Origin of the sequence: Allobosea sp. 67-29 (assembly GCF_001898115.1) — a bacterium.
Classification (GTDB): Bacteria; Pseudomonadota; Alphaproteobacteria; order Rhizobiales; family Beijerinckiaceae; genus Allobosea.
On sequence record NZ_MKSQ01000026.1, the window covers coordinates 463,549 to 477,550 of the forward strand.

At 68.1% G+C, this 14,002-nt stretch carries 6 protein-coding genes; 4 read left to right on the forward strand and 2 right to left on the reverse strand.

What is annotated here, in order from left to right; all coding sequences use genetic code 11:
• Window positions 1–175: 175 nt before the first annotated feature.
• Entirely contained in the window at window positions 176–5,434 is a 5,259-nt protein-coding gene (locus BGO20_RS21240; protein WP_291659455.1) for an alpha-2-macroglobulin family protein, read from the forward strand.
• Window positions 5,434–7,587 (forward strand): penicillin-binding protein 1C, encoded by a 2,154-nt coding sequence (pbpC, locus tag BGO20_RS21245; RefSeq protein ID WP_291659456.1) that lies wholly within the window; start codon window positions 5,434–5,436, stop codon window positions 7,585–7,587. Before BGO20_RS21240 ends, pbpC begins: the two co-directional genes overlap by 1 nt.
• 2 nt (window positions 7,588–7,589) lie before the next feature.
• On the opposite strand, the gene BGO20_RS21250 is transcribed toward pbpC, so the two are convergent.
• Entirely contained in the window at window positions 7,590–10,679 is a 3,090-nt protein-coding gene (locus BGO20_RS21250; RefSeq protein WP_291659457.1) for an efflux RND transporter permease subunit, read from the reverse strand.
• A gap of 11 nt (window positions 10,680–10,690) precedes the next feature.
• The gene (locus BGO20_RS21255) at window positions 10,691–11,773 is read right to left on the reverse strand and encodes an efflux RND transporter periplasmic adaptor subunit (protein WP_291659458.1); all 1,083 of its coding nucleotides are present in this window, start codon (window positions 11,771–11,773) and stop codon (window positions 10,691–10,693) included.
• Between the two features lie 427 nt (window positions 11,774–12,200).
• Between BGO20_RS21255 and phnC the strand changes: the two genes are divergently transcribed.
• Complete coding sequence (gene phnC, locus BGO20_RS21260) at window positions 12,201–13,019, forward strand: phosphonate ABC transporter ATP-binding protein (RefSeq protein ID WP_291659459.1); 819 nt, start codon at window positions 12,201–12,203, stop codon at window positions 13,017–13,019.
• Between the two features lie 62 nt (window positions 13,020–13,081).
• Window positions 13,082–13,996, forward strand: a complete 915-nt coding sequence (phnD, locus tag BGO20_RS21265; RefSeq protein WP_291659460.1) for a phosphonate ABC transporter substrate-binding protein — start codon at window positions 13,082–13,084, stop codon at window positions 13,994–13,996.
• The last annotated feature ends 6 nt before the right edge of the window (window positions 13,997–14,002 follow it).

Sequence of the window (14,002 nt, forward strand, 5' to 3'; positions counted from 1 at the left end):
CGCGATGGCCCCTGCCCCAATACAGCAGGCGCGGGCTGGAGCCGGCGCGTCCTTCACGCGCATGACTTGCACGCGATTCCGGCAGTGATAGCCTGCCCGACCGTTCAGCACCGTCATCGGCTCGAAGCCTCCGCCAGCCGCGCTGGGGGCTCCGGCCGCTGCGAGAGGACCGACGATGACCCTGCTCACCCGCCTCCTGCTGGCACTCTGCCTGACCTTCGCGGCGGCGCCGGCCTTCGCCCAGAAGGCCTATGTCCGCAACGACCTTGCGGCCGACGGGCAGCGGCTAGAGGAGCGTCTCAAGCGCGAGGTCGCCGCCGGCGGCCGTTCGGTCGTCGATCTCATACGCGCCGGCGACAGCGCGCTCGGCCGCGGCGACGCCCGCGCGGCACTGCCGCTGGCGAATGCCGCCGTCGTCGCGGATTCGGGCAATGCGGCCGCCTGGCGCTTGATGGCGCGCGCCGCATCGGCCATCGAGCCGCGCGATTATCGCGAGCGCTGGGAATTGCGCGAACGCGCCATCACAGCCGCCTATCTCGCCTATAGCCGGGCTGCCAGCCGCACCGACGAGGCATCCTCGCTCGGCGTGCTCGCCCAGACCTTCGAGAAATACGAGCTCTGGCGCCCGGCGCTGACGACCTATCGCCTCAGCCTCGACCTCGCCAGCAACGCCTCGCTGCAGAAGAGCTACGAGGAACTGCGCGAAAAACGCGGCTTCCGCCTGCTCTCGAACCAGGTCGATTCCGACGCCGCATCGCCACGCGCCTGCTTCGAATTCTCAGAGCCGCTCGCCCGCGGCAATGTCGATTTCGCCCCTTACGTCGCGATCTCCGGCGGCACCGGCGATTTCGCCGTCAGCAGCGAGGAGCGCCAGATCTGCGTCGATGGGCTGCGCCATGGCGAGCGCTACGCCATCGTCATCCGCCAGGGCGTGCCCTCGGCCATCCCCGACGAGACGCTGCTGAAATCGGCGGATTACGAGATCTATGTCCGCGACCGCACCCCTTCCGTGCGCTTCACCGGCAAGAACTACGTGCTGCCGCGCACCGGCCAGCAGGGCATCCCCGTCGTCTCGGTCAATGCCGGCAAGCTCGACCTCGAGGTGATGCGGATCGGCGACCGCAACCTGATCAACTCCGTCCATTCCGACGACTTTCTGGGCCAGCTCGGCTCCTGGTCGGCGAAGCAGATCTCCAGCGACAAGGGCCAGAGCGTCTGGACCGGCTCGATGGACGTGAAGTCCGAGCTCAACAAGGACGTTGTCACCGCCTTCCCGGTGGTCGAGGCAGTCGGCACGCTGAAGCCCGGCGTCTATGTGATGTTCGCCAAGCCTTCCGGCGGCCCGGCCGCGCCTCCGACCGGCGATGACGGCGATTCCTATGACGACGGCACAACACGCGCGACGCAGTGGTTCGTCGTCTCCGATCTCGGCCTGACCTCCTTCTCGGGGCCGGACGGCGTGCATGTGCTCGCCCGCTCGCTCGCCGACGCCAAGCCGATCCCGAATGCCGAGCTACGCCTGATTGCCCGCAACAACGAGGTGCTCGGCACGGCCAGGACCGATGCCAACGGCTATGCCCGCTTCGACGCCGGCCTGGCCAAGGGCGAAGGTGGCAATTCGCCGGGCCTTCTCACTGCGGCCCTCGGCGACGACTACGGCTTCCTCGACCTCAAGCAGACGGCCTTCGATCTCTCCGACCGCGGCGTGAAGGGCCGTGTCGCGCCGGCCGGGCTCGACGCCTTCCTCTACACCGAGCGCGGCGTCTATCGCTCGGGCGAGACGGTATATCTCACCGCCCTCCTGCGCGATCCGAAGGGTGCTGCCGTCACCGGCCTGCCGCTGACCATCGTCGTCAAGCGCCCCGACGGCGTCGAATATCGCCGCCGCCAGGTCGAGGACCAGGGCGCCGGCGGCCGCGCCCATTCGATCCCGCTGATCTCCGGCGCCGCCACCGGCACCTGGCGCGTCCTCGCCTATGCCGATCCCAAGGGGCAGGCGATCGGCGAGACCTCCTTCCTCGTCGAGGACTACGTTCCCGAGCGGCTCGAACTCAGCCTGACGCCCAAGGCACCCGTTCTCCAGGCCGGCGAGCCGGCGGAAGTCAACGTCGCCGCGCGCTATCTCTACGGCGCGCCGGGCTCGGCGCTGGACGTCACCGGCTCGATGACGCTGCGCGCGGCGAGCCAGAGCGCGATCCCGGGCTTCAAGGATTATCAGGTCGGCCTGACCGACGAGGCCTTCGATCCGGTTCAGACCGAGTTCGAGGAAAGTGCCACCACCGACGCCGCCGGCAAGGCGACGATCTCGAATCCGGTCCAGCAGGCGGAGACCAACCGCCCGCTCGAGGTCGAGATGACCGTGCGCGTCGGCGAGCCGGGGGGGCGCGCCATCGCCCGCTCCGTCACCGTGCCGATCGTGCCCAAGGGCGCTGCCATCGGCGTCAAGCAGACCTTCAAGGACGGCGAGCTCGGCAACAACCAGACCGCGACCTTCGACGTCATCATGGCGACCGGCGACGGCAAGCGCATCGCGCGGCCGAACGTGAAATGGGTGCTCTCGAAGGTGCGCCGCAACTACCAGTGGTTCTTCAAGGACGGCCGCTGGAACTATGAGGGCGTCACCACCACAAGGCGCGTCGCGGACGGGCAGGTCGCGGTCTCCGCGACGGAGCCGGCGAAGATCGCGACGCCCGTCGACTGGGGCAATTATCGCCTCGACGTGACCTCCGACGGCGCAGAGGAAGCCGCCACCGCCGTTTCCTTCGGCGTCGGCTACGAGAGCGACAAGACGGCCGATACGCCGGATGTGCTCGACGTCAACATCGACAAGGCTTCTTATGCCAATGGCGAGACCATGCAGGTCCGCCTCTCGCCGCGCTTCTCCGGCAAGGCGACGCTCGCGGTGATCAGCGACAAGCTCGCCGACATCCGCACGATCGACATCACTGATGGCGGCACCACCGCCAATATCCCGGTGAAATCGGAGTGGGGCGCGAGCGCCTATCTCGTCGTGCTCGCGCACCGGCCGATGGACACCGCCGCCAAGCGCCTGCCCGGCCGCGCGATCGGCCTCGCCTGGTTCCAGATCGGCAAGGACGAGCGCACGCTTGCCGTCGATCTCGGCGCGCCCAAGCTGGTGCGGCCGCAATCGACTCTGTCGCTGCCGGTCAAGCTCGCCGGGCTGAAGGCCGGCGAGGAGGCTTTCGTCACGGTCGCGGCCGTCGATGTCGGCATCCTCAACCTCACCCGCTATGAGAGCCCGGACCCGAGCCAGTTCTTCTTCGGCCAGCGCCAGCTCGGCCATGATCTGCGTGACCTCTACGGCTATCTGATCGACGGCATGCAGGGCACCCGCGGCACCATCCGCACCGGCGGCGACGCGGCGCCCCAGCTCGACGGCGAGAAGCCGACGCAGGAGCCGCTCGCCCGCTATTCCGGCGTGGTCAAGGTCGGGCCGGACGGCACAGCGAAGATCGATTTCGACCTGCCGGCCTTCAACGGCACGGTGCGCGTCATGGGGGTCGCTTGGTCGGCCGGGCGCACCGGCCAGGCCAGCGCCGACGTGATCGTGCGTGATCAGGTCGTGGCGCAGGCGACGCTGCCGCGCTTCCTCGCCATCGGCGACCAGTCGCGCTTCCATCTCCAGATCGACAATGTCGAGGGTCCCGCCGGCGCCTACACCGTCGATCTCGACGTGAAGGGCCCGGTCCTCGTCGCCGCCGACGCGACGCATCGCACGGTGCAGCTCGCCGCCGGCGCCAAGATGCAGATGACCATCCCCGTCACCGCCGCCGGCCTCGGCCGCGCCGAGTTCGACGTGCGCGTCTCCGGGCCGAACGGCATCGGCACGGTGCAGAACTTGGCCGTGCAGGTGAAGCCCTCGGCCGCGACGCTGGCGCGCCGCATTGTCCGGCCGCTCCCCGGCAATGGCGGCGCGATCACCGTCTCCTCCGATCTCATGGCCGATCTCGTGCCGGGCTCGGGGCAGGTCTCGGTCTCTGTCTCGCCCTTCGGCTCGCTCGACGTGCCGGCCCTGCTCAAGGCGCTCGACCGCTACCCCTATGGCTGCACCGAGCAGACCGTCTCGCGCGCCCTGCCGCTGCTGGCGGTCAACCAGCTCGCCTCGATGGAGAACCTCGCGCTCGACGACAATGCCGACGAGCGCGTGCAGAAGGCGATCGAGCGCGTCCTGGCTCGCCAGGGCGGCAACGGCTCCTTCGGCCTCTGGAGCGTCGGCGGCGAGGACCTCTGGCTCGACGCCTTCGTCACCGACTTCCTGACGCGGGCGCGCGAGCGCCAGTTCGACGTCCCGCAGACCGCCTTCGCCATGGCGCTGGACCGGCTGCGCAACCAGGTCGTCAACACCGGCGACATCAACAAGGAGGAGGCGGCCGGCATCGCCTATGCGCTCTATGTGCTCGCCCGCAACGGCCGGCCGGTAATGGGCGACCTGCGTTACCTCGCCGACAACAAGCTCGGCGATTTCGGCACGCCGCTCGCCCGCGCCCAGATCGGCGCGGCGCTCTCGGCGCTGGGCGACCGCACCCGTGGCCGCAATGCCTTCGGCAGCGCGCTCGGCCTGCTGCAGCAGGCGAGCGACGATGGGCTCTCGCGGCCCGATTACGGCTCGCGCCTGCGCGACGGCGCCGGCGTACTGGCGCTCATCGCGGAATCGAACGGCGAGCGCGCCGACATCTCCCGCGCCGTCTCGATCCTCGACGCGACGCGCAACAGCGCGCGCTACAGCTACACCTCGACGCAGGAGCAGAGCTGGATGGTGCTGGCGGCGCAGGCAATGGCCAAGGAGGCCGAGGGCATGACGCTGACGGTCGATGGCACGGCCCGCAAGGGCGCCTTCTACCGCACGGTCTCGGCCGAGGCGCTGGAAGCCAAGCCGCTGACCATCGCCAATCCCGGTAGCGCCAACGCTCAGGTCGTCATCACCGTCGCCGGCATCCCGACCACGCCTGAGCCCGCGCTGAACCAGGGCTTCGGCCTGGAGCGCGTCATCTACACGATGAGGGGCGAGCGGGCCGACCCCGCCCGCCTGCGCCAGAACGAGCGCTATGTCGTGGCGCTCAACGTGTCGGAGAACGCGCCGCGCTTCGGCCGCCTGCTGCTGGTCGATCCGGTGCCGGCGGGGCTGGAGATCGAGAACGCCAACCTCACCGAGGGCGCCTCGACCGCCGGCCTCGACTGGCTGAAGCAGGAGGTTTCGCCGGTCCATACCGAGGCGCGCGACGACCGCTTCGTCGCGGCCTTCGAGCGCGCGGGCGCGAAGAACGACAAGCTCGCCTACACCGTCGCCTATATCGCCCGGGCCGTTTCGCCCGGCCGCTATGTCGCGCCGGCCGCCGTGATCGAGGACATGTACCGCCCCGACCGCTTCGGCCGCACCGGCTTCGGCGCGGTGGAGATCAGCGCGGCGCGGTGATGCCCGTGAACGCGCAACCCGAAAGCGGAAGCGCAACAAGCCGCCCTCTCCCTCCAGTGGAGAGGGCGCTGCGACGCTTTCGCAGATTGAAGGTCGCGGCGGCTGCTTTCGCTGCTGCTGCCCTTGCCGGTACGGCAGCCCTCGCCCTCTACATCCGGTCCCTGCCGCCGCTCGATCTCTCGGCGGCCAGCAATCGCTCGACAGTGGTGCTTGACCGCGAAGGCAAGCTACTGCGCCCCTTCCTCACCGCCGACGGCCGCTGGAAGCTCCCCGTCACCAGCGACGACGTCGATCCGCGCTACCTCGCCATGCTCAAGGCTTATGAGGACAAGCGCTTCGACAGCCATCACGGCATCGACCCGCTCGGCCTGGCGCGCGCCGCCGGCCAGATGCTGCGGCATGGCCGCGTCGTCTCCGGCGGCTCGACCCTGACCATGCAGGTCGCCCGCCTGCTCGAGCCGCGCGACGAGCGCAACCTTGCTGCAAAACTCCGGCAGGCCGTGCGCGCCGTCGAGCTGGAGCAGCGCTTCGGCAAGAAAGAGATCCTCGATCTCTATCTCAACCTCGCACCCTTCGGCGGCAATCTCGAAGGCGTGCGCGCCGCGAGCTTCGCCTATTTCGGCAAGGAGCCGAAGCGGCTCTCCACCGCCGAGGCCGCCCTGCTCGTCGCTCTGCCGCAATCGCCCGAGACCCGCCGGCCCGACCGCTTCGCCGAAGCCGCAAGAAAAGCCCGCGCCCGCGTCCTCGCCCGCGTCGAGCGCGCAGGCATCGCCACGGCCAGCGAGGTCGCGGCCGCGCGCGAGGAGGAGATCCCGACCGCGCGTCGCCCCTTCCCGAATCTCAGCCCGCATGTCGCGGAGCAGGTCGTGGCGGAGGCGCCCACGCAGCGCGTGCACCGGCTCAGCCTCGATGCCCGTTTGCAGAAGAGCCTGGAAGGCCTCGCCCGCGAGCGCAGCCTCGGGCTGGCGCCACAGGTCTCGATCGCGATCCTCGCCGTCGACAACGAGACCGGCGCGGTCCGCGCCTCGGTCGGCGGCGTCGATTATTTCGCAGCGGAGAGAGCAGGCTCGCTCGACCTGACGCGTGCGCTACGATCGCCCGGCTCCGCGCTGAAGCCCTTCATCTACGCGCTCGCCTTCGACAACGGCATCGCCCATCCCGAGACGATGCTGGAGGACCGGCCGGCCCGCTATGGCGCCTATGTGCCGGAAAATTTCGATAGGGCCTTCCAGGGCATGGTCAGCGCCCGCAAGGCGCTCCAGCTCTCGCTCAACGTGCCGGCGGTGGAATTGCTGTCGGCGCTCGGGCCGCAACGCTTCCTGTCGCGATTGCGCGATGCCGGCATCAGCATCGCCATGCCGAAGGACGGCGGCGCGCCCGGTCTCGCGGTCGGGCTCGGCGGGCTCGGCATCACCTTGCAGGACCTGACCCGTGCCTATGTCGGGCTGGCGCGCGGCGGCGAGATGCTGCCGCTGCGCTTCCGCGAAGAGGCACCGGCCGGCGATATGCCGCCCATCCGTCTCGTCGAACCGGTCGCCGCCTGGTACGTCGCCGACACGCTGCTCGGCGCGCCGCCGCCGCTCAACGCCGTGCCGGGTCGCATCGCCTACAAGACCGGCACCTCCTATGGATATCGCGATGCCTGGGCCGTCGGCTTCGACCGCAAGCATACGATCGGCGTCTGGGTCGGCCGGGCCGATAACGGCGCCGTTCCCGGCCTCGTCGGGCGCGCCGTCGCGGCGCCCATCCTGTTCGATGCCTTCGCCCGGCTCGGCATCGATCCGCGTCCCTTCGTTCAGCCGCCCGACGCGATCGTCGCCAGCACCAACCATCTGCCTCCGCCCTTGCGGCATCTGCGGCAGGACGTGCCCAAGACGGTCGCGGCTATCGCGACGCCGGCCCTGAAGCTCGCCTTCCCGCCCGACGGCGCCCGGATCGACCTTTCGGCCGGCAGCCTCGACGGCCGGGGCCAGCTCAACCTCAAGGCCTCGGGCGGCGCGCCGCCCTTCACCTGGCTGGTCGACGGCGCCCCCGTGACCGGACCGCTGCGGCGACGCGAAGCCCAGTGGCAGCCCCCGGGCAGAGGCTTCATGCGGATTTCCGTGATCGACGGCAGCGGCGCCAGCGAGAGCATCTCGATCCGTTTGCAGTAGGCCTATTCCGCCGGCTGCGGATGCGCGCCGTGCGGCGCTTCCTCCTGCGCGCCATGGCGCGAGCCGTGGACCTTGCGCGCCAGATAGCTGTAGGCGACCGGCACCACATAGAGCGTCAGCAGCGTCCCGAACGTCATGCCGCCGACGATGACCCAGCCGATCTGCGAGCGGCTTTCCGCGCCCGCGCCATGGGCGATGGCGAGCGGCACGGCGCCGAGCACCATCGCGCCCGTGGTCATCAGGATCGGCCGCAGGCGCAGTTCCGCCGCCTCGACGAGGGCATCGATCATCTCCTTGCCCTCCTCGCGCAACTGGTTGGTGAATTCCAGGATCAGGATGCCGTGCTTGGTGATAAGACCGACCAGCGTGATCAGGCCGATCTGGCTGTAGACGTTCATCGTGCCGCCGGAGAAGTACAGCGCCGCCAGCGCGCCGGTCAGCGACAGCGGCACCGAGACCATGATCACAACCGGGTCGACGAAGCTTTCGAACTGTGCCGCCAGCACGAGATAGATGAAGCCGAGCGCGAGCAGGAAGACCACGAAGATGCTGGCACCGGACTGCTTGAACTCGCGGCTCTGGCCGGAATAGTCGATCTGCACCGAATTGGGCAGGACGCGCGCCGCGCCATCCTCCAGCACCTTGAGCGCGTCGCCCAGCGAATAGCCCGGCGCCGGGATCGCGGTGATCGTCGCCGAGCGGAGCTGGTTGAAGCGCACGAGTTCCTTGGGCGCGACGTTCTCCTCGATCTTGACCAGGCTGGAGAGCTGCACCACCGCCCCGCCGCGGCCCATCAGATAGATCGACTGCAGCGCCTGCGGCGTGTTGCGCTCGGAGCCCTCGACCTGCAGCACGACGTCGTACTGCTTGCTGTTCATGTTGAAGCGCGTCACCTGCCGGCCGCCGAGCAGCGTCTCCATGGTGCGGCCGACGACATCGACGCCGACGCCGAGATCGGCGGCACGCTGCCGGTCGATCGAGACCTTGATCTGCGGCTTGTCGAGGATGAGGTTGCTTTCGAGATTGGTCAGCACCGGCGAATTGCCGACCTCCGCCAGAAGCTGGTCGACATAGCCCTTGATCTGGGCATAGGGCTCGGACGAGCGGAGCACGAACTCGACCGGCTTGCTGTTGGCGTTGCCCTGTCCAAGCGAGGCGGGATTGGTCGCGAACAGGCGGATGCCCGGGATCTGCGACAGGCCTCTGTTGATCTCGGCGACGATGTCCTGCTGCTTGCGGTGGCGCTCCTCCCACGGCTTGAGCCGCGCGAAGGCAATGGCGCGCGTCACGTCCGGGAAGCCGACGATGACCAGATAGGTGTCGACTTCCGGAATGTTCTTGAAGAACGTCTCGACCCGCCGGGCATAATCGGCCGTGAAGGTCATGGTCGCGCCTTCCGGGGCGACGCCGATCACGTTGATCGTGCCGCGGTCCTCGACCGGCGACAGTTCCGAGCGCAGATGCGTGAAGAAGTAGTAGCCGCCGCCGGCCACGCCGATCGCCAGCAGGACGACGAGGGGGCGCACCGAGAGCGCGGCGCGCAACGAAGCCTTGTAGCCGCGGGACAGCCCGTCGAAGCCGCGCTCCAGCAGGTTGTACAGCCAGCTGTGCTTCTCGTGATGACGCAGCAGCTTGGCGCACATCATCGGCGTCAGCGTCAGCGCCACGAAGCCCGAGACCAGCACTGCGCCGGCCAGGGTCAGGGCGAACTCGATGAAAAGCTTGCCGGTGCGCCCGGTCGAGAACGCCATCGGGGCGTAGACCGCAACCAGGGTCAGCGTCATCGCGACGACCGCGAAGGCGATCTCGTTAATGCCGCGGATGGCCGCCGGAACCGGCTTCATGCCGTCCTCGATATGGCGATGGACGTTCTCCAGCACGACGATGGCGTCATCGACGACCAGGCCGATGGCGAGCACCATCGAGAGCAGCGTGAGCGTGTTGACGGTAAAGCCCAGCGCATACATCAGCGCGAAGGAGCCGATCAGCGAGACCGGGATCGTCACCAGCGGGATCAGCGTCGCCCGGAACGAGCGCAGGAAGATGAAGATGATCAGGACGACCAGCACGATCGCCTCGAGAATCGTCTGGTAGACCGCCTTGATCGAGCGATCGATGAAGACGGAGGTGTCGTAGGACTTGGCGATCGACATGCCCTGCGGCAGGTCTTCGATGATGCCCGGCAGCGCTTCCTCGATCCCGGCCGAGACGTCGAGCGGATTCGCCGTCGCCTGCTTGACGATGCCGATCGTCACCGAGGGTGTCCCGCCAAACCAGGCGGCATTGCGTTCCTCGCGCGCGCCGAGCTCGACCTTGGCGATGTCCTTGACCTTGACCGGGAAGCCGTTGACGTCCTTGACCACGATCTCCCGGAACTCGCCGGGGATGGTCATGCCGGTTTGCGAGAGCACGGTGAACTCGCGATCGTTGCTCTCGATGCGGCCGGAGGGAATCTCGATGTTCTGCGCCCGGACGGCGGCCTCCACCTCCTGCACGGTGATGTTGTAGGCGGACATGCGGGCGCGATCGAGCCAGACGCGCATCGCGTACTGCCGCTGGCCGAGGATGCGGACCTCGGCCACGCCGGTGACGTTCTGCACGCGGTCGGAGATGAAGCGGTCGGCGAAATCGGTCAGCTCCAGCGGCCCGTGCCGCGAGCTCGTCAGCGAAAGATAGAGGATCGGCTGGGAATCCGCCTCGACCTTGGCGATGACCGGCTCGTCGATCTCGTCGGGCATCCGGCTGCGCACGCGGCTGACGCGGTCGCGCACGTCGGAGGCCGCGACGTCGGGGTCGACATCCGGGCGGAAGCGCACCTGGATGAAACTGCGCTCCTGGCGGCTGGTCGAGGACAGGATCTCGATGCCCTCGATGCCGGCGATCGAGTTCTCCAGGATCTGCGTGACCTGAGTCTCGATGATCTCGGCCGAGGCGCCGCGGTAGTCGGTACGCACCGACACGATCGGCTCGTCGATATTGGGGTATTCACGAACCGTCAGGCGCTGATAGCTGACGAAGCCGATCAGCATCACGAGCAGGCTCATGACCGTCGAGAGAACCGGCCGGCGGACGAAGAGCTCGAACAGGCTCATCTGGGCAGCCCCTAGAGCTGGCTCGTCTGGAGGGGCTTGTCCTTGATCGCGACGGCGCTGCCGTCGCGCAGGCGCATCTGGCCGGCGGTGATGATCCGCATGTCCGGCTTGAGCCCGCTGACGATCTCGACCTTGCCCGGCAGGCGCTTGCCGATCTCGACGCTCACGCGCCGCGCCTTTCCGTTCTCGACGACATAGACCATCTTGCCGACGGCATCGGGCACCACGGCCATCTCCGGAACGACAATCGCATTCTCGCGCTGGTCGACGGTGATGGCGAGGCGTGCGAAGAGGCCGGGCTTCAGCGCCAGATCGGTATTCGGGATGTTGGCGCGCAGCCTGATCGCGCGGCCGTTGACGTCCACCACCGGATCGATCGCGAAGATATGCCCGGTGAACTTGCGGTCGGGCACGGCATCGACGCGCATCTGCACCGGCTGGCCCGTCTTGAGCCGGCTGAGATAGATCTCCGGCACGCGGAAGTCGATCTTGATCGGGTCGATGCTGGTCAGCGTGATCAACTGCTTGCCGGCCGGAACGTAATCGCCGACGCCGACCGAGCGCAGGCCGACCACGCCGCTGAACGGCGCCAGAAGCGTCGACTGCGCCAGCTTGGCCTTGGCGAGCTGCACCCGCGCTTCGCTGGACGCGAGCTTCGCCGTGGATTCGTCGAGCGCGACCTGCGTGCCCGAGCCGCGCGAGACCAGCGACTTGAGCCGCTCGTTGGTGTCACGCGCCAGGCCGAGATCGGCCATCGCCTGCTTGAGCTCGGCATCGAGGATCGCAGTGTCGAGCTTGACCAGCTCCTGCCCGGCCTTGACGCGCTCGCCCTCCTTGAAGCCGAGGAAGACGACGCGGCCGGCGATTTCCGGAGCGATCACGACCGATTCATCGGCAGCCAGCGTGCCGAGCGCCTCGACCTCCTCGCTGACCGACATGATCTCGACGGCGGCAACCTCTACCGGCACCGCGGGGCGGCCTGCCGGCGCCACGCTCGCCCGCGCCGGCTCCCCGCCGGCCAGATGCGTGCGGTAGCCGTAATACCCGCCGCCCGCCAGGCCGACGACGAGAAGAAGGAGAACGAACCGCTTCATCAGGCTGGAGGCTCCGTTGCCGCCGGTTGGTCTTAAATGGAACGAAAGGCCTTGCTAAGATGCCGCAGCGCCACAGCTGCCCGAAAACAGCGGCGCGAAGACCGGCATCCTTGCGGGCATCCCCATGCCGAGCGAGCCCGACCGGCAGCGATGCAAGATGCTTGCCGCCGTGTCGCGCGCCGACCGCGACCTAGGCGACACAGCCATCCATCGTCATCCTGCCGGCAAGTCGCGTCGCCTCCAAGCGCATTCTCGCGACCTCACGAAAACGTTGATCGATGCCTGCAGCGCCGATGGATGCCGGCCGGAACAGACGCCGTCACGCGGCTGTCATCTCGAACGCCTAGCTCTCGCCGCACCAGAGAGGCGAGCGCGGCCGGATCGTGATCCCGGAAGCGCGCGCCGCGCCTTCATCCGGGAACCGTCCATGCTGCGCATCGAAGGCCTGACCAAGCGCTTCGGCGAAAAAAACGCCGTGGACGACGTCTCGCTGTCGATCCCCGCCGGCGAGATGATCGGCGTCATCGGCCGGTCTGGAGCCGGCAAATCGACCTTGCTGCGGATGCTCAACCGCCTGGCCGAGCCGAGCGCCGGCCGTATCCTCTGCGAAGACCGCGACGTCACCGCGCTCAGGGGCGCCGCGCTCAGGCACTGGCGCCGCGACACGGCGATGATCTTCCAGCAGTTCAACCTCGTCGGACGCCTCGACGTCCTCACCAACGTTCTGCTCGGCCGTCTCAACCACCGCTCCGCCGCGCTGACGCTGGTGAAGAGCTTCTCCGAGGACGACAAGGTCCGCGCCATCGCAGCGCTCGAGCGTCTCGACATGGGCCATCTGCTGGCCCAGCGCGCCGAAACCCTCTCGGGCGGACAGCAGCAGCGCGTCGCGATCGCTCGCGCCCTGGTGCAGGAGCCGCGCATCATCCTCGCCGACGAGCCGATCGCCTCCCTCGATCCGCGCAACACCCAGGTCGTGATGGATGCGCTGTTCCGCATCAACCGCGAGCACGGCATCACCGTGATGTGCAACCTGCACGACCTCGACATCGCCGCCAAGTACTGCGACCGGCTGATCGGCATGGCGGCGGGCAAGGTCGTCTTCGACGACGTGCCCCAGGCGCTGACCCGCGAGGTCGCCGCCGAACTCTACGGCATCGAGGCCAAGGATGCCGGCGCCGAGGCCCTGGACGCATTGGACGCGATCGCCGCGTCCGAAGCCAGGCGCGCCAAGCAGAAGATCGCCTGAGCGGCTGCGCCGCACCGGACGAGCCCAAGCCCGAAGACAGCTATCCCCAAAAGGAGCAGACCATGCTGACCCGTCGTCATACCCTCAAGCTGGCCGCCGCCGGCCTCGCCGCGGCCGCCGCCCCGGCCTTCGCGCAGGACTGGAAGGCGAAGTACCCCGAGCTCGTCTTCGGCATCATTCCGGCCGAGAACGCTTCGGGCGTCGTCGAGCGCTACACCCCCTTCGTCAACTATCTCTCGAAGGAGCTCGGCACCAAGGTCACGCTCCGCATCGCCAACGACTATGCCGCGATCATCGAGGGCCAGCGCGCCGGCAACATCCACATCGGCATGTACGGCCCGGCGTCCTTCGCCCGTGCGCGCGTCACCGGCGTCAAGGTCGATGCCTTCGCCATCGAGACCAATCTCGACGGCACCAAGGGCTATCACTCGGTCTTCTACGTGAAGAAGGATTCGCCCTTCCAGAAGGTCGAGGACCTCAAGGGCAAGAACCTCGGCCTCGTCGACCCGAACTCGACCTCGGGCAACAACGTGCCGCGCTACGTGCTCGACAAGATGGGCATCGATCCCGACACCTTCTTCAACAAGGTCATTTACACCGGCAGCCACGAGAACGCGATCATCGCGCTGCAGCAGGGCACCGTCGACATGGCGGCCAACTGGTGGAACGACGAGAACGAGTCGAACCTCCTGCGCATGGCCCGCAAGAACATGGCCAAGGCCGAGGACTTCCGCATCATCTACAAGTCCGACCTGATCGTGAACTCGCCGATGGCCTATCTCTCGGACCTGCCGGACGACCTGAAGGCCAAGATCCGCGACGCGGTGCTGAACCTCGCCACCAAGGACAAGGCCGCCTTCGACAAGATCTACGAAGGCAAGCAGGGCCCGCTGGTCGCCGTCGACAACAAGGCATACGACCCGGTCATCGAGCTGATCACCTTCGTCGACAAGCTGCGCAAGAAGAAGTCGTCGTAACGGCAC